This is a genomic window from Microcoleus sp. SVA1B4 (genome assembly GCF_036700545.1).
In the GTDB taxonomy this organism is placed as follows: Bacteria; Cyanobacteriota; Cyanobacteriia; order Cyanobacteriales; family Microcoleaceae; genus Microcoleus.
The window spans coordinates 1-17,235 of the sequence record NZ_JAUBPB010000035.1 but is presented as its reverse complement, the minus strand read 5'-3'; the positions used below and the strand labels follow the sequence as shown (position 1 = coordinate 17,235).

The following is a 17,235-nucleotide window of genomic DNA, read 5'->3' as shown; positions in this document are numbered from 1 at the left end:
TTTCGCCAATTCTTAATTAACCGATCGCCCTACTACTTCCCCTTCACCTGCCCCAACAGCGCCTTATAATCAGCTCTGTGAGGATTTAGCTTCACCAACTTCTCCAAAGGCTCGATCGCCCCCACCTGATTATTCATCTGCAACCGCACATTTGCCAATCCCTCCAGAGCCGTCTGATTCTGCGGTTCCCGCTGCAAAACCGTCTCATATCCCCGTTCCTGGGCCCCCAGCAAAGATTCCTGAGAAACTGCTACCGGAGCAGATTTTTGCTGGTGCTGGCTGCTCAAACCGCTGCCGAACAGACTCACCATACCAAAAATTGCCGAACCACCAAAGCCAACCATTGATACTAACGCAAAAATCTGCTTAATTCGATCGCTCCGATGAACCCGACTATCACTAGATTTTTTCTGTGTGCTTTCCATTGCTAACTCTTGGTGTCGCTGTTTTCCAGGCACTCGCAAAGCACCTAATCTCTAGAATGCCCAAGTTCGATCGCAAAACGATCGCCCTTCGCCATTTAAAATTTGAGACCAATTCTAGCCTTTTACATAAAACCTGAGATTTGTCAATGACATTTAGGTGACAATAACACGCGGGCGATCGAGATCGATGAAGCGCGATCGCCCGCTGATTTTTTAGCTGTTACCATCAGGCAATTCGCCAAACTGATCTCGGTAACGCGCTAGCAAAGATTCGAGTTCAGCAGCACGCTGGCGTTCCGCTTCTGCACGCTGGCTTTCTGCTTCTGCGCGCTGGCGTTCCGCTTCTGCGCGCTGGCGTTCCGCTTCTAATGCTGAGGCTAATTCATCAGGAAGCAGTAATTTTTCTCCATTATCTTCCCGATAAAAACCGATGAGTTTGCCCTCTACTTCTAAACGCAGTTGCAACACTTCACTGCGACTATCAGTAATTAATTGATAGCTATCTTCCCACAGTCGATATCCCCGCAATTTTTCCGGTATCCATTGTCCTTTGGGATCAAACAACCAATATTCCTGAACCTCTAAACTTTCGTACAGGTCTTTTTTCGTAACTTTATCTTCCGACTGCGTACTCGGTGACGTAATCTCAAAAACTATTTTCGGAACTTGCCCTTCTAACCATATTTTATAATTATCTCTACCTCCCGGTTCGACATCATAAATTACCATCACATCTGGTGCAGTACGCAATTTTGGGAAACCTTCAGCGTAATATAAAAACTGGTTGGCCAAAACAGTAGCGCGCTGTCCGGCGAGGTATTGTTTTAGGACTTCTAAAGTGCTTAAAATTGCATAGAGGTGGTCGTAGGTTTCTGCCACGGGTTTTCCATCCGCACTGGGGTAGACAATTTCAGATGATTTGAGGGTGGGTACGACTGCTGTCATGGTCGTGCTTCCTATGAGTTGTAGCTCTATTGTAAACTTTTTTATTAAGATATATCGCCCTCCCACACATTCAAATGCCATCAGGATCGATACCTTGGCTTCTCAAGTATGCCATTAGTCGATCGACTTTCTGGCGTTCCTCTTCGGCCCTCTGGCGTTCCTGTTCCACCCGTTCCGCACCCCACAGCAGCAAATTGCCATTCTCATCCCACCAGCGCAACCAATAACCCGTCCTCTGAGATTTTTCACCTTCCCAAACCCCCAGAAATAAACCCATTGATTCTATCCAGAATCGCTGATTAGCATCCGGTTCTTGCAATTCGTATTCTCCCGAATTCGAGAGTCTGTACACTTCCAATACTCCCGATTTAGGTTCAAAAATTACATAAATCGGCACTTGCAAAATTCGCTCATAAAACCGCCATTTTCCGTAAGGATATGTCGGTTTATTTGAATATTCACTACCGTCAGTATCCGATAAAAATTCCATCACTACAGCAGGTACTTCTCCCTCAGCATTAGGCGCATAACTACGCCGAACTTCTCCTGGTTCTGGTGGCAATACCGAGGGAACGTACACCCAATCTGGTGCTTTTACTACTGTTTTGTCGTTAACTTTGGCACAGAGTCCAAAATTGGAAGCTATTAGCATTGAAGCTAGGATAAATCCTGCCAGATCCAAGGCTTCGCGCAGGGCCGCGGCTAAAAGTGGTTGGTCGATATTTTCCACAGGATCGTCGGGTAATTTAAAGTCATCTGGCAATTTTTCCCAAGTTATATTATACTGGGTTTTGGTTTCGTCCGGTTTCGATAATGTTTGTGTCATTGGTTTTCCTTGTTTCGATAAAACGAGTTTTTTGTTAATAGGATTTGGACAATAACTTTAATGCAGGGTGCTGGCGCACCTCATGAACTAGGTGTAATCTGGGTGTGTATTGCGCTGGTTACTAACAAAAGTAGAGCGCCAATATTGTGCAATTGCAGTTATTCAATGATACCCTATTTTAAGGGATATTTTCTGGCTCAACTGGTTCTGCTGACCTGGCAGTTTTAGAAGGTATAACAGGCAATTTTTGCTGTTTGTGCAAGCTGGGAAATCCCGGCTCTCCTGATTGATTTCTGGCAGGTGGACTCGCATTTACTTTCTCAGAAAGGGGAGCTAATGTTTGAGTCACTTTAACTTGGTGTCGTAGTTGTTCTGTCGAACCCAATAAGCCTCCTAATCCGTTAAACAACCTGCGAATGTTGTTGCGGAAAGCCGGATCTCCTGTCAAATCATCCACGTCGGAAGTAATTTTCTGCACGTTCTGAAATGTAGCTCGTGCAGAATCTAGAGTTTGCTGCAATAATAGCAAAGTGGCGGGATTGTTTACCTGGCTGGATAAATCTCGCAAACTACCAGAAGCTTGGGCAGCATTGGCTGATAAAACTTCTAAATTGTTCAGCAATTGTCCTTGGTTGATGCGATTAATTGTCGGACTCAAACTACTGACAGCTACCCGCAGTTCCTGACTGCTTTGATTGATGTTATTCAGAGTTGAGACTAAACTGGCGCGGTTGGTTGTTACTAAAGAATTGAGTTGGTTGGCTGTTAATGTAACTTGATTGGCTGCTTGACTTACTGAATTAGCCGAACTTATTACAGATGCAGATACGGCTTTTGTGGAAGTATCCGCCGTAGCTGCGACTTTAGAAACATCAGCGGCTACTCCTGATATTTCCGCTTTTAATGATTGATTTAAACTGGTTGCTTCTCCTTTTAATGATTGATTTAAACTGCTGGCTTCTCCCTTTAATGATTGATTTAAACTGGCTATTTCGGTTTTCACCGATTGATTCAATGTCCCAATATCTCCCCTGACAGATTGATTTAAGTTTTTGATTTCGGCTTGGGCAGTTTGAGTTAAGTTTGATAAATCTTGAGTGAGTTTAGCTGCACCTTTAGCTGTGTTGGCTGTATTCTCGGCCAGAGATTTAATATTGTTGAACAGCGCGGGGTCAGTGTAGAAATTAGCTAGGCGGACTGTGGATTTAATTAGTTCATCGATAGTGACTCCAGCTTGACCTTTTAAGCGCGAATTTTGGCAGATAATCTCTGGGGGACAGTCGGCACTAACGGGATTGGCGGTAAGTAACGATTCTGGCAAAATCGAGTTGGGGGTAATGTCGATCGACGATTCGCCAATTAAACCCGATTTATTCGCTTCGATCGTAACATCCCTGGGAATCACTAAAGTACCGGGGGCAATCTCCAGCGTCACGTCTACGCCGTTGGAACCCGGTTGGAGGGCGGTAATTTTACCGACTGCAACCCCGCGATACCTGATGGGCGTACCTATTTGCATTCCTTGGGCGCTGGCAAATTCTACGGCGAATTTGTAGCTGCGGTTCCCTACCTGCACGCCCCGCAGCCAGAGCACTAAGCCGCCAAATAAACCGATTCCTACTAAAATTAAGAACCCGACAGAACCTTCTCTTACAGTTCGCGATCGCATATTACCTCCTTAGTCATTGGTCATTGGTTATTAGTCATTCATCATCGGTCATTTCAATCTAAAATCTAAAATCTAAAATCTAAAATTGGCTGACTATCCAAGCGCTTGAATTGGCCCAGTAACACTGCCGCTAAAAAATTGTCGGATAAGTAAATTATCTGTCGATGCAATGTCATTGACAGTTCCCTCCCACTGCACTTTGCCTCGATAGAGAAACACGATGCGATCGGCAGTGCGGCGGATGGTACTGTCTTGGTGAGTGACGATCGCATAAGTGCTGCAAACACCTTGGGCCGCCTGCAACTCGCGGATTAAATCTTCAATTACCGTCGAAGCGATCGGATCTAAACCCGCCGTCGGTTCGTCGTACAGCAAAACCTCTGGATTATCCCTGTCATTATCAGGATTCGCCATGATCGCGCGGGCAAAACTTACCCGCTTCCTCATTCCCCCAGACAACTGCGCCGGATAGCGTTCGCCAATTCGCGGCAAACCCACCATCTCCAACTTTTCCTCCACCAATTCCCGAATGCGGCGGCGCGGCAGCTTAGAATGCTGGTAAAGTAAAAAACCGACATTCTCCTCCACCGTCAGCGAATCAAACAAAGCCGCTTGCTGAAACACCATCCCAATTCCGATCGGATCTGCCACGTCGTCCACCCATCCGACTCTGCGCTGTCCCTGAACAAAAACCTCACCGGCATCCGGGGCCAACAAACCCGCAATTATCCGCAGAATCGTAGATTTCCCCGTCCCGGAAGGGCCAATAATTGCCAGGGCCTCTCCCCGATAAATCCTCAGATCCACTCGATCGAGGATCGGGTTCTGGCCGAAGGACTTACTTACCCCCTTGAGTTCGATTAGTGGCTCAGCCATAGGATGTTATCAATAAGTTATCAGTCATCAGTCATCAGTCTACCTAATGACTCATGACTCATGACTAATCACTAATTACTTAAATTGACTGCCAGAATCAAAACTCTCTTGTATTGTAAATTTGTCAGATCGAGCTGTTCCAATACCCTTAAGACTAATTAACCATGTCAATTAGTTCACTTCCTAAAGCCCTCCGCGTCTTGGCTAAAGCCAAGCAGGTTTTTGCCCAATCCAGAAATCCTTACCCCCCTTCTTTGCGGAACGGGCGAGTTCACCAGTGGTTTAAGTGGTTAGCCCCCGGACTGTTAGTGAAACGGTGGCTGCTGATTAGTGCCAGCGGCGTGGTACTTGCCACTTTGGGTTTAGCGATTTGGACTGGGATGACTCCCATTTTCTTCTTATTGCAATTGTTGAAAAATTTTTTGGCGTGGATTGCGGAAGTTATTCCTAATTACGTGTCGGGCCCGATCATCATTGCTGGCGGGATTTTATTAATTCTGTGGGGACAAACTCGCAGTTTGAACTCTATTACCCAAGTGCTGATGCCCGAAGGGAATGAGGAATTGGTCGATCGACTCCTCAACCACCGCCGCTTGCACCGCGGCCCGAAAATTGTGGCCATAGGGGGCGGTACGGGCCTTTCCAATTTGCTCAGGGGATTGAAGGATTACAGCGCCAAAATCACTGCTATTGTCACCGTGGCGGATGATGGCGGGTCTTCCGGGCGGCTGCGGCGGGAAATTGGGGTATTGCCGCCGGGAGACATTCGCAATTGTTTGGCTGCTTTGGCAGATGAGGAAAAGTTATTGACTGAGTTATTTCAATATCGCTTTCGGGCTGGTGACGGTTTGGTGGGTCACAGTTTTGGGAATTTGTTTTTGACGGCGATGAGTGATATTGCTGGAGATTTGGAACAGGCGATCGCCGCGAGTTCTAAAGTTTTAGCAGTGAGGGGAGAGGTGCTGCCGGCTACTCTGAGCGACGTTTCTTTGTGGGCAGAACTGGCGGACGGCCGCAGGATTGAGGGGGAGTCCAGCATTACAAAAGCTAACGGAAAAATCATCAAAATTGGCTGCACTCCTGCTAATCCTCCGGCGTTGCCCAAGGTCGCCCAAGCACTTCGGGAAGCGGATTTTATCATTATTGGGCCGGGGAGTCTTTATACGAGTGTTATTCCGAATTTGTTGGTGCCGGAAATTGCTGATGCGATCGCTAATAGCGAAGTTCCGCGCATTTATGTTTGCAATATTATGACTCAGCCGGGGGAAACTGACGGATACAGTGTTGCAGACCACATTCGGGCGATCGATCGCGCTTGCGGCCGGCCACTGTTCGATGCTGTAGTAGTTCAAGGCAAAGTCCCTTCTGCAAAGGCTTTGATCCGCTATTCTCAGGAGGATTCTTATCCGGTTGTACTCGATCGAGAAGCCGTAACGCAATTGGGGCGGCGAGTTGTCATCGCCAATGTCATGGATGAAGATCAAAATACGGGTTTAATTCGCCACAATTCTCAAAGGTTGGCGGGGATGTTGCTGCGTTGGTACGGCCGCGCCCAGAACATTTAAGCTGCTGACTGCTGACTGTTGACTGTTGACTGTTGACTGTTAACTGTTAACTGTTGACGGTGCAGACTAATGTTATTGGTTATTAGCTGCCCCAAGCGAGTAATAAATAACAAATAACAAATAACCAATAACAAATAACAAATGACTAATGACTGATATGATACTTTCTCTTCCAGATTCTGAGGCTACGCGCAAGTTTGGTGTTGCGTTAGGTCGATCGCTCCCCCCAGGCACTGTAATCTTATTACAAGGAGATTTAGGTGCTGGTAAAACTACCTTGGTTCAAGGCATCGCTGAAGGTTTAGGAATCTCAGACTCGATCGAAAGTCCTACTTTCACGCTAATTAACGAGTATTTTACAGGGCGAGTTCCGCTGTATCATCTAGATTTGTATCGACTGGAACCCGAAGAAGCCGAGGCTTTGCACTTAGAAAGTTATTGGGACGGGTTAGAAAGGGATTTGGGAATTGTGGCGATCGAATGGGCGGAAAGATTGCAGTACAAACCCGAAAATTATTTGCACATTTCTTTGAGTTATCTAGATAAGGGCCGGCAAGTTGAAGTAATGGGTAATGGCGACTTATTGGATTGGCAATTGGAAATTTGAGAAAAGGCGATCGAATTTAAATGTTGCACCATTCTCACTCAGCCTTTTCTGAACAGGCAAGATGCCTCTTCCACAAGAAGAAAATTCACTCTTTGTGGAACAGGCATCTTGCCTGTTAAGAGAGAATGGTGTAACATCTCAGCGCGAACTTATTGCGGACGGTTGACACGAATCAATTTGCCTCTCAAACTTTCTTCAACGGAAATAGCATCATTGATGCGTGTTGCCAACCTTTCTAGATTTTTATCGTCTGTACACACGATTATACCAGCATGATTGGGTTGTTGAGTGTGCAAGCGAATGAAATGCCGACGATTTTGCGTCATAACCGCCCGATCGTTATTCACAGCAAAGGCTAATACTTCGGGGTCATCATCTCCGGCATTTCCTGCCTCTTGAATAGTCAGGGCATCGTGACCGAAATTTCGCAGCAAGGCCACAACAGGAAACGGGAACTGTTCATCTGCATACAGACGTGCCATAAATTATACTTCCTGCATCATTGCTGCTGCTTCTTCTCGGAGTGCTGTTTCAATTTCTTCGGAGTTAGCCTCAGCATAAGTCCAGACATTTACTAAGTTTGCAGCATTCAACTGGGGATAAAATTGTAGAAGTTCAGCATCACTTGAACCTTGACGGCGCAAACTCACGAACAGCCAAACTGGAAGTCTAGTTTTGGCTATACAAGCATCGCCACCGCATACGTCGGGAGTTTTGGTAATTCCCGGCCAGCTATTGTTTAAACTTTGAGTTATGAGCCGTAGGACTTCAGCTTTATCGGTGGGAGTTAAGGCCAGAAGTTGTGTTTCTAGTTCTTTGAGGAGCATGGTTAATATTGCCTTGGCAATAGGAGAATATACAGTTATTTTAACAATTTTTTTTTCATTTCAGCATAATTCAGGCTTCCTCATTCTTGCAGATTGCTTCTTCGATTTCCTCCATATCTGCATCAGCATAAGTCCAAACATTGACTAGATCTGCCGCACGGAGATGGGGATAAAATTGTAGAAGTTCAGCATCGCTTGAACCTTCACGGCGAAAACTTTCAAGCAGCCAAACTGGGATGCGAGTTTTGGCAATGCAAGCATCGCCGCCACACACGTCGGGAGTTTTGGTAATTCCTGGCCAGCTATTGTTTAAACTTTGGGTTAAAAGCCGGATGGCTTCAGCTTTCTCAGTAGGAGTTAAGGCCAGGAGTTGTGTTTCTAGTTCTTGGAGGAGCATGGGTAAAATCGCCTTTGCGATGCAGGAATACCCAATTATAACACTTGACCTAAAATCATGCTTATTCAGCGTCAAATGTCAAGGCTTCTCCCCTCACATTTGTATCCAATTTACCATTTTCAAAAACAACTTTTCCTCCAACAACAGTCACAACTGGCCATCCCGTCAAACTCCAACCTTCAAAGGAACTCCAGCCGCACTTGCTCGCCATCTCTGCGCCGACCACCGGGCGGTAGTTCTCCAAATCAACTAAGACTAAATCGGCGTCAAAACCCGGAGCAATCGCCCCTTTGTTCGGAATCTTATAAGCCTTAGCAACTGCAGCCGACATCCAATTAGCAACTTGAGCAACTGTACATTTTCCCTCTACTGCTTGCGTCAGCATCAAAGGCAAAGAAGTTTCGACTCCCGGCATTCCCGACGGCGTATTTGGATATTCTTGAGCTTTTTCTGCTAATGTGTGCGGCGCATGGTCGGTGGCGATAAAATCAATTACGCCGTCGAGTAAAGCTTGCCAAAGTATTTCGTTATCGCGGGGTTCGCGCAAAGGCGGATTCATCTGAGCTAAACTGCCAATTTTTTGATAGGCGCTGGTATTTAACAACAAATGCTGCGGCGTCACTTCTGCTGTCACCCAACTCGGTTTTTCCTGGCGCAAAAACTCAGCTTCATCCCCCGTTGAAAGGTGCAGAATGTGCAGTCGGCGCTGATATTTATTAGAAAGTTTTACTGCTAGTTGAGTTGCTAATAAAGCTGCTTGATTGTCTTGAATTTGCGAGTGCACTGCCACATCGGAAATCCCGGCAAATTCCTGACGACGCTGATTGATTCTAGCTTGGTCTTCTGCGTGTACCGCAATTAGTCGATCGCCCTTAGCAAAAATCGCCTCTAAAGTTGCTTCTCCATCCACCAACAACTGCCCGTGCATCGAACCCATAAACACCTTAATTCCCGGAGTCGGATTCGCATTCAACAAATCCGGCAAATTCTCAGGCGTTGCACCAATAAAAAAGCCGTAGTTCACCAAACACTTCTCGGAAGCGCGGCGCAGTTTGTCATCTAAGGCAGCTTGGGTTGTGGTCAGAGGTCGCGTATTCGGCATTTCCAAAAACGATGTCACGCCGCCTTTAGCGCAAGCACAGCTAGCGGTAAATAAGTCTTCCTTGTGTTCTAAACCCGGTTCGCGGAAGTGTACCTGGGGATCAATTACTCCGGGTAACAGAGTTAAGCCTTTCGCATCTATTTCTCGATCGCCAGATTCGACAATTTCCGCAGCAACTTGGACAATTTTGCCATCGCATATTTGTACATCTCCTACCAAAAACTCACCATTGGGCAAAAGAATGCGAGCGCGACGGATTAACAAACTTGATTGGGTAGTCATAAGATATCCTTAATTCAGTAAACAGCGTGCTAGCATGGAAGCATTATTAAGTTTATAATTCGTATCCAGCTCAGTCACTACAATACCCTATGACTCGTCTAGACAAGTCAGCCGACGAAGAAAAACCTCCGCAAGACACCGAAAATCCTTGGATCGAAGGAATTAAGACGATCGGCTTAGCAGCATTTTTGGCCTTTGGTATCCGCACCCTGGTTGCCGAAGCTCGCTACATTCCCACCGGCTCGATGCTCCCAACCCTACAAATTAACGATCGATTAATTATAGATAAGGTAAGCTATCGATTCCAAGAGCCCCAGCGAGGAGATATTATCGTATTTATGCCTCCTGACCAGGCTAGTTTGTGCACGGGACAGCCGCCACCGATCAAAGATGCCTATATCAAGCGAGTGATCGGACTTCCAGGGGACACTGTGGAAGTCAGAGAGGGAAAAGTTTTTATTAACAAGCAGCCGCTACAGGAAAAATATATTGAAGAAATTCCGCAGTATCCCTACGGGCCTGTAGTTGTAGCTCCAAATTCTTACTTGGTGCTCGGCGACAACCGAAACGCAAGCTGTGACAGCCATTATTGGGGCTTTGTACCCAAGCAAAATATCATTGGTAGGGCAATTGTGCGTTTTTGGCCACTCAACCGCACAGGTTCGATCGACCCCACGCCCCTTTATCCCGCTAAAAATTAGCTACAACCCGCAACCCGCAGATTAAAATCTGCGGTTATCAGTTTAAAGTACCAATTACTTATTAGCCATTTTCCGCGACCAAATAATTAATGGTTAAATGAGATTTAGTATGAGGTTTCGCGATCGAGAACTTTCACAACTTTGTTATACATGTCCTCAGCTTCTTGGTGCGAATTGCCAATACTCGTCACTCCCAATTTGCCAAACTCCGACAAACAACCCATTAAATGAAACACACTCCCCGTCTCTGTACCGCTGTCAAAGTGCAGTTGATTGTCAGCAATAATATCCATCAAATCGTTCGGTAACAATCCCCGATAGCGCTCTTTTTTCAAATTGTCCGAAGCGACATAATATTTTGGACGGCCCTGCAGGCTGTAAAATAATCCGGTAGTACGCTCGTACCGACCGTTTGTTAACAGCTTCAAAGCCATAAACGGATGAGTTGTGCCTCCTTTTCGTAAGTTAATTTCTATTGCTTGAATATCCCATTTCCCGTCTGATTGCCGCACCGCGAGAAAATCTACTCCAAATCTCTCTAAAGCACCTTTTTCGGCTAAATTTTTCCCAACTTTCCATCCCAATTCCTGCAACGCTATCCGATAAGATTCGTCCGCCGGAAATTGGCAACCCAAGAAAATTTGACCGTCTGGGCCTCCTAAAATCTGGTCATGAGTGGAGAGGATTTCTACTTCGCCGCTGGGAATAATTCTGCCTTGAACACTGGGCGAGAACTTTTCTTCTCCTTCGATAAATGCTTCGGCAATTGCCCCTAATTCGGGAATGCGGCTGCTAAAATTTTCCCAGGTTTCGCCTGTGGATTGAAAGCGTAAATTATGGAAGCCATCGCCAATTGCCTTCGCTCTTTCTTGAGGCGCTTTACTTGCCAGGGAACGCAAATCTAGAATTGCATTTCCTTCCCCCGAAAAACCTTCATTTAACTTAATTACCATCCGCTGCAAATCCGGCTGCCGTTCCCACAAATCGGCCGCAGCTTCTGCTAAATCTTCCGCATTCCAAACCAACTCGGAACCGTCAGGATAAGGCACGCCACATTCTTTAAAAATTTGCCTGCTGCCGCTTTTTGTTCCCCAGTATAACAGATCGGGATCGCTTGCCCACAAAGGAATCCCCAATTGAACAGATAACTCCCGTTCTAAGGGCGTCGAGTTATAACAAACCATATAAGATTTTTTCGGCCGTACTGCTTGACGAATGCGCTCCATCAAGCGGGGGCGCTCTAAAATTTTCTGGGTGAGGGATTTGGCAGAAGCATCGTAAGCACTGAACAGCAAAAGCCGATCGCGCGCGTGAGAAAATGGAATTCCCGGCAGCAATTGCAGGTAATAATCCACAATCATCGGGTGCAAGGGCTCCGAGGTAATGTAAATTAAGCGCGTGCGGGGATTTCGCAGGCGAATCAATGAAAATAAATGCCGCTCTTCGTAATGGTAAGCACCCTCAACTTTCTGCATTTCTTGCTGATCTAAGCTGACAGAAGGAATGATAATAATGTCACAATCTCCGCTGTCGAATTCTTCGATAGCTCGCCAACGTTCGCGTAATTCTGTCTGAAGATTGCGAAACTTCTGCGCGGATTCGGAAGATGAATTATTTAACTCTTGCATTGCTTTTTATCCTAAGTATTCAATTGACACTCACTCGACCTGAAGGCGCGAGGATTCTTGAGGGATTTCTACCTCAATTTCCCTATTTCTAGGGTTCCCAGACTCCTCACATTTGCTCAAATGAGCGTGAGGATATCTTCTGGGCGTTTAGGCGCGAACGCCCGGTTTCGCGGAGTCCCCACGTACCAATTTCAAAGCCCGATCACGAATAGTTTTTGCTGCACCGATATCGGCATGCTCGTGATATCCGCATTCAGCGCAAATGAACTTTTCGCCATCTCGATTAGACTTGTCGATATGACCGCAGTTCCGACATTCTTGGCTGGAGTATTTGGGATTAATTTTGATTACGACTTTTCCTTGCTTTGCAGCCAGATACTCGATCTTCAAAATTAATTCGGCCCAACCTGCGTCAGAGATAGAACGGTTTAAACCTTTCTTTCTTGATTGCCCATTTTTGAGGAATCTACCTGTTTTTTCGTCAACCTTCACTCGACATCGACGCATCATTCCCAAAATATTCAAGTCCTCCAGAGCAATCGCGTCAACGTTACGGAAAACTATTTTATTGGCAACCTTCCAGTGGTAAGCTTGACGCTTATCGCTAATCTTCTGGTGGAAAAGTCCTAGTTTTTTAGCTGCTTTCTTGCGGTTTTTACTACCCTTTGTTTTTCGGCTAACCCGCCTCTGCCTAATTTTTAGAGTGCGCTTAGCTTTTTTTGTGGTTGAAAACTTGGGATTTTCAATTTGAGTTCCATCTGAGAGATGGACTAATTTTGTAAGTCCCAGATCGCAGCCAATTACTTTGACGACATCCTTAAGAGATTTTGTCGTGTAATCGGGGACAGACTTGTTTTCAATGCGGACGGATATGTACCAGCCATTTTGTCGCTTTCTTACTGTACACGCTTTAATGGTAAAGCCGTTGGGAATTGGGCGCGAGTTATAAAAACGCATCCAGCCTAACTTGGGTAAGTAGATTTTACTGCCTTGTATTTTTACCCCCATCACGAAAGTAAAAGAAGTAAAGTTACTGCGGTTTTTGAACTTAGGAAAGCCACGTCCCTCGAAAAAATTTTTATAGGCAGTGTCCAGTCGTTTGACGTTTTGTTGTAGAACTGTCGAATCTATCCCGGCAAACCAGGGTCTAGCTGCTTTTAATTCGGGCAACGCGGTGATTTGAATGTCGCCTGGGTTGCGTCGGGGGTTTTTGATCTTCCCCTCTTTGTCTGTTTTTCCTGTTTTCCAAGGTTCTCCCGTGGCACCGTTTTTACTGACACAACTGGTCAATGGACAGGCTTCACTTTGCGTTCTAATGTCGCAATAGTTACCTTGAATGAACTGTTGACTATATTGAGTGATTCTGTCATTAAGACACCAGTTGAAGTGACTTCGCAACATATCCACCCAATTGGACATTTTTAAGTCTTGTGTTTGATTGGGCCGCAACTTGTATACATAGTTTGTTAACAAGTTTAACTCCTTCTTTTTTGAGCTACTGTTAGTATATAGTGAAAGGCTTGCGTGCTTGTATTTTTTATATTTCTTCACCAAAGATGGTTTAATGTTTATACTTCTACTTACAAAGCCGTCCTATAAGGCGATGCACTGAGCGTAGCCGAAGTGACGGGGTTTTAGACCCATTTCTCTGATAATTATTGCTGATTATGTCAAATGCGTCCGCCCAAATACCTGAGACAACTCACACAGTTTTTTTCGGACGCACCTTACTGGGAAGATTGACAAAAATGCCCAAATAGTGATTTAAGGTGCGTCAGTCGAAATATTTGAGGCAATTCAAACAGTTTTTTCAGCCCCCGCCCAAAAACCGATACCATTCCACGTACTCCTATCGTGAATATCCAAAAATTTTAGACCAAAGTTTAATCTCCCAGATTCATCTGTGGAATAAATCTAAAATCTAAAATCTAAAATCTAAAATCTAAAATCCACTGACGTACCCTACCGGGGAGTGTCGGGGACGATCGTCCATTTCTGTCAATCTGCTTTAAGAAGCTCGCCGCGCTCGAAAAAGTCTGGCATATTCCAATATCGGCTCTAACCGCCGTTGATTTTGCTTGAGTGCCGAGATCAATTTTTCCGAAGGGCGGAACACCAGGGGAGCCGAATATTTGTTCAGCATCTCGATTTCTGGCGACTGGCTCATCAGCATCAGCCGCACGTCTTTGTCGAGTAAATAACTCAGAGACAGCAAATCTCCCATGTTCGTAAAATCGTTGCCGCGATCGCTAATTACAATTGTATCTTTAATCGATCGATTAGCTATCGCCTCTTTGTTAATAATTTTCGCAACTTCAGCATTAAAATAGCTCAAGTCTTTGCTCCACCAAGTATCAGAAAAAGCGCTGACCGTACAGGATGCTATACTTGCTGTAAAAACCAGGGCTAAAATGACTTGCCAAAACCGCTGCTGAGTTTTCACGTTACTGGCGAGCAAGTAAGCAACTGCTAGCTGCACTCCCGGAAAGCAGGAAATCAGATAGCGGCTGACGGCGGAACGTTTGCCACCTAGGATTAGATCCGGTAATGCCAGTATCAAAAAAGGTACAAAAATTGATGTTACAATAAATAGCCAAGTTGAACTGCTAGTGCGGCGGCAAATTGTGTAAAGGGCTGCCACAATTAACAGCAAAAATGGCAATCTCAGCAGATAAGTCCAACTATTATCAAACCCGAAGTCGAAGTCAAAAAATAAGGCTGTAAAGCTGAGTATCCACAATTTGACAAGATACAGCCAACCCGGAGATACTCGCGTCCAATCTGTCGTAGCTGATGCTCGTCCCAGGTTGGTTGCCAGCACGTAAATCCACGGAATATACAATATTAAAGCTGCTGTTACTGCTAAAAAGAATTGGGAATTAGTTACATGACCTCGCAATTTTGTTTTTTTGACAAACAACCAGTAAGAAATTATAAAAACTCCGTGTCCGATGAGTGTTAAACTGAAGAAAGGGTGAGTGTAGAAACCAAGGGCGATCGCCAGCGAGTAAAATACCCAATTTTTCCAACCCCGCAACCGCACTGCTCTCAGCAGCAGCCAACTGCTGCCAATAACTATGGCTGTTAGCAAACTGTACTGCCTTGCTGTCTGAGCAAACAATATGTCAAAGGGTGATAAAGCCAAAAGTGCTGTTGCTAATAACGCCGCCAAATTCGAGGCGAAAAGTTCCTGAGCTAAAGCGTACATCAAAGGCAGCGACAGCAAACTCAATATTGCTGGCAAACTGCGCGATGCTGTTAGAGAACTGCCAAATTCCTGCATCCACCAACGAGCCATGAGAAAGTATAAAGGCGGATGCTGCGGGTCTTCTAGTGCTAAAGAACGAATTGTGTCTGCTTCTGTACTTCCCGGTTTAATCCGCTGATATTTTTGCAATTCTGGTGCGGGAATAATCCGGTTTTGGAATAGTTCGTTGTCGATTTCTTGGCGGGTGAAACCAGCGGCGCGGATTGATGTGTAAGCTTCGTCGTGCCAGTACAGTTTGCGATCGATCTCAAAAAACCGAAATCCGATACCTAGTAAAATGCCGATCGCCAATAAGTTAATCAACCAGCCGGAATTTTTGGTATTAACAGATGTGTCTTGATGTGTTGTAGATCCCATGCTTGTCCTAATTGTGGCGATTACTTGTTACCAGGAAGAGCCTGGTAACACAGATCCGGAGGCTCTGCCTCCAATTTTAATGTAAGCTTTTCGAGGCAGAGCCTCGCTTACATCGGTTCCCAGACAGAGCCTGGGAACCAGTTAAATATCTTCTACATCTTGGGCATTCTGAAGGCGGGAGCAGGCTGAACCACCCCAAAATCAACAATCTTCAACCAAATGCTCCCAGAACCTCCAGACCCCAAAAATAACTGCTAACATACGTGTTGTACAGTTAATCAACAAGCTCCGCAAGGGGTCTACCCGCGTACCGCAAATGCCAAAAAAAGAAGCGTCTATAAAAACTTCCACTGAAAACTCAGAAAAGCAAAAAGCTCTAACTTCCGTACTTTCCCAAATCGAGCGCAGCTTTGGCAAAGGGGCGATCGTCAGATTGGGAGACTCCACTCGCATGAGGGTAGAAACCATTCCCACCGGAGCCCTGACACTGGACATTGCTTTGGGCGGCGGTTTGCCAAAAGGTCGAGTTATTGAAATTTACGGCCCGGAAAGTTCCGGTAAAACCACTCTAGCCCTCCACGCGATCGCCGAAGTCCAAAAATCCGGCGGTATCGCAGCCTTCGTCGATGCCGAACACGCCCTCGATCCCACCTACGCCTCAGCTTTAGGCGTGGATATTGAAAATCTCTTAGTTTCCCAGCCGGATACCGGCGAAATGGCCCTAGAAATAGTCGATCAACTCGTCCGTTCCGTCGCCGTCGATATCGTAGTAATTGACTCCGTAGCCGCCCTAGTCCCCCGCGCCGAAATCGAAGGCGACATGGGCGACTCCCACATGGGTTTGCAAGCGCGCTTGATGAGCCAAGCTTTGCGGAAAATCACCGGCAACATCGGCAAATCTGGCTGTACCGTCATTTTCCTCAACCAATTGCGGCAGAAAATCGGCATAACTTATGGCAACCCGGAAACAACAACCGGCGGTAACGCACTCAAGTTCTACGCCAGCGTCCGGCTTGACATTCGCCGCATTCAAAGCTTGAAAAAAGGTACAGAAGAATACGGCAACCGCACGAAAGTTAAAGTTGCTAAAAATAAAGTTGCTCCGCCTTTCCGTATTGCCGAATTTGACATTGTATTTGGCAAAGGCATTTCTACTTTAGGCTGTCTGACTGACTTGGCCGACGAAATGGGAGTAATTCTGAAAAAAGGTTCTTGGTATAGCTACAACGGAGAGAACATAGCTCAAGGACGAGACAAAGTGATCCAGCACATGGAGAAAAACATCGATTTCAAAAATGAAATTGAGGAGCTAGTTAAAAAGAAACTTGAGACTGGTGCTCTGGTTTCTGCTAATTCTGTCGCTCCTATTGAGGTAGATGATGTAGATGATGTAGATGATGTAGATGATGTAGATGATGTAGATGATGTAGAAGTTTTGGACGAAGAAATCTAAGTTTTTTAGTCCTCAATTGTTACTCGTTTACTGCTTGTTTACTCGTTTTACTCGTTACTTTCGCAAAGAACGAAAGTAACGCTCAACAGCGACAAGCGAGCCTCGAATTTAATTTTCGCTCGGCTTCGGCTCGCTTGTCGCTTAAATGGGTTAAGAGGCACAGCCAGTCAACCAGTAAACCAGTAATACCAATTTTTTATGAGGTTGCATAGAATCCGATCCCCCCTAACCCCCCTTAGTAAGCAGGGTGGATTAATTGTCCCCAAGTAAATTATAATAGTCGAGCGCGAGCGGATCGAGTCCGCTC

General features: G+C 45.7%; 16 protein-coding genes. 4 read left to right on the top strand and 12 right to left on the bottom strand.

All coding sequences use genetic code 11. The features are described 5' to 3' along the window. Positions 1-32 precede the first annotated feature (32 nt). From QT987_RS16990 to QT987_RS16970, 5 genes are all read right to left on the bottom strand, one after another. A complete protein-coding gene (locus QT987_RS16990; protein ID WP_333241984.1) occupies positions 33-425 on the bottom strand; it encodes a tetratricopeptide repeat protein in 393 nt (130 codons plus the stop codon). Positions 426-638: 213 nt separating this feature from the next. After that, positions 639-1,370, bottom strand: a complete 732-nt coding sequence (locus QT987_RS16985; RefSeq protein ID WP_333241981.1) for a Uma2 family endonuclease — start codon at positions 1,368-1,370, stop codon at positions 639-641. 70 nt (positions 1,371-1,440) lie between these two features. Beyond that, positions 1,441-2,196, bottom strand: coding sequence for a Uma2 family endonuclease (locus tag QT987_RS16980; RefSeq protein ID WP_333241978.1), 756 nt, complete (start codon positions 2,194-2,196; stop codon positions 1,441-1,443). Between the two features lie 178 nt (positions 2,197-2,374). Next, a complete protein-coding gene (locus QT987_RS16975) occupies positions 2,375-3,865 on the bottom strand; it encodes an MlaD family protein (RefSeq protein WP_333241975.1) in 1,491 nt (496 codons plus the stop codon). A 93-nt stretch (positions 3,866-3,958) separates the two neighbouring features. Beyond that, a complete protein-coding gene (locus QT987_RS16970) occupies positions 3,959-4,741 on the bottom strand; it encodes an ATP-binding cassette domain-containing protein (RefSeq protein ID WP_333230896.1) in 783 nt (260 codons plus the stop codon). A gap of 164 nt (positions 4,742-4,905) precedes the next feature. Here QT987_RS16970 and QT987_RS16965 point away from each other — a divergent pair, with 164 nt between their 5' ends. Both QT987_RS16965 and tsaE read left to right on the top strand, forming a co-directional pair. Continuing rightward, a complete protein-coding gene (locus tag QT987_RS16965) occupies positions 4,906-6,306 on the top strand; it encodes a gluconeogenesis factor YvcK family protein (protein ID WP_333241973.1) in 1,401 nt (466 codons plus the stop codon). Between the two features lie 157 nt (positions 6,307-6,463). Continuing rightward, positions 6,464-6,913, top strand: coding sequence for a tRNA (adenosine(37)-N6)-threonylcarbamoyltransferase complex ATPase subunit type 1 TsaE (tsaE, locus tag QT987_RS16960; protein WP_445299709.1), 450 nt, complete (start codon positions 6,464-6,466; stop codon positions 6,911-6,913). Between the two features lie 149 nt (positions 6,914-7,062). On the opposite strand, the gene QT987_RS16955 is transcribed toward tsaE, so the two are convergent. From QT987_RS16955 to QT987_RS16940, 4 genes are all read right to left on the bottom strand, one after another. Then, the gene (locus QT987_RS16955; RefSeq protein WP_333241969.1) at positions 7,063-7,395 is read right to left on the bottom strand and encodes a DUF5615 family PIN-like protein; all 333 of its coding nucleotides are present in this window, start codon (positions 7,393-7,395) and stop codon (positions 7,063-7,065) included. A 3-nt stretch (positions 7,396-7,398) separates the two neighbouring features. Beyond that, positions 7,399-7,740, bottom strand: a complete 342-nt coding sequence (locus QT987_RS16950; protein WP_333241966.1) for a DUF433 domain-containing protein — start codon at positions 7,738-7,740, stop codon at positions 7,399-7,401. A gap of 70 nt (positions 7,741-7,810) precedes the next feature. Next, entirely contained in the window at positions 7,811-8,137 is a 327-nt protein-coding gene (locus QT987_RS16945) for a DUF433 domain-containing protein (RefSeq protein ID WP_333241964.1), read from the bottom strand. A 61-nt stretch (positions 8,138-8,198) separates the two neighbouring features. Beyond that, entirely contained in the window at positions 8,199-9,521 is a 1,323-nt protein-coding gene (locus tag QT987_RS16940) for a dihydroorotase (RefSeq protein WP_333241962.1), read from the bottom strand. Positions 9,522-9,610: 89 nt separating this feature from the next. Here QT987_RS16940 and lepB point away from each other — a divergent pair, with 89 nt between their 5' ends. After that, on the top strand, positions 9,611-10,222 hold the full coding sequence (gene lepB, locus QT987_RS16935) for a signal peptidase I (RefSeq protein ID WP_333241960.1): 612 nt from the start codon (positions 9,611-9,613) through the stop codon (positions 10,220-10,222). Between the two features lie 104 nt (positions 10,223-10,326). Here lepB and QT987_RS16930 read toward each other — a convergent pair whose 3' ends face one another. The 3 genes from QT987_RS16930 to QT987_RS16920 form a co-directional block, all read right to left on the bottom strand. Next, entirely contained in the window at positions 10,327-11,850 is a 1,524-nt protein-coding gene (locus QT987_RS16930; protein WP_333241958.1) for a peptide ligase PGM1-related protein, read from the bottom strand. A gap of 147 nt (positions 11,851-11,997) precedes the next feature. Continuing rightward, on the bottom strand, positions 11,998-13,401 hold the full coding sequence (locus QT987_RS16925) for an RNA-guided endonuclease InsQ/TnpB family protein (protein ID WP_445300356.1): 1,404 nt from the start codon (positions 13,399-13,401) through the stop codon (positions 11,998-12,000). 457 nt (positions 13,402-13,858) lie between these two features. Further along, positions 13,859-15,475: a glycosyltransferase family 39 protein gene (locus QT987_RS16920; protein ID WP_333241954.1), complete on the bottom strand. Its 1,617-nt coding sequence runs from the start codon at positions 15,473-15,475 to the stop codon at positions 13,859-13,861. A gap of 316 nt (positions 15,476-15,791) precedes the next feature. Between QT987_RS16920 and recA the strand changes: the two genes are divergently transcribed. Continuing rightward, the gene (gene recA / locus QT987_RS16915; protein WP_333241952.1) at positions 15,792-16,928 is read left to right on the top strand and encodes a recombinase RecA; all 1,137 of its coding nucleotides are present in this window, start codon (positions 15,792-15,794) and stop codon (positions 16,926-16,928) included. Positions 16,929-17,235 lie beyond the last annotated feature (307 nt).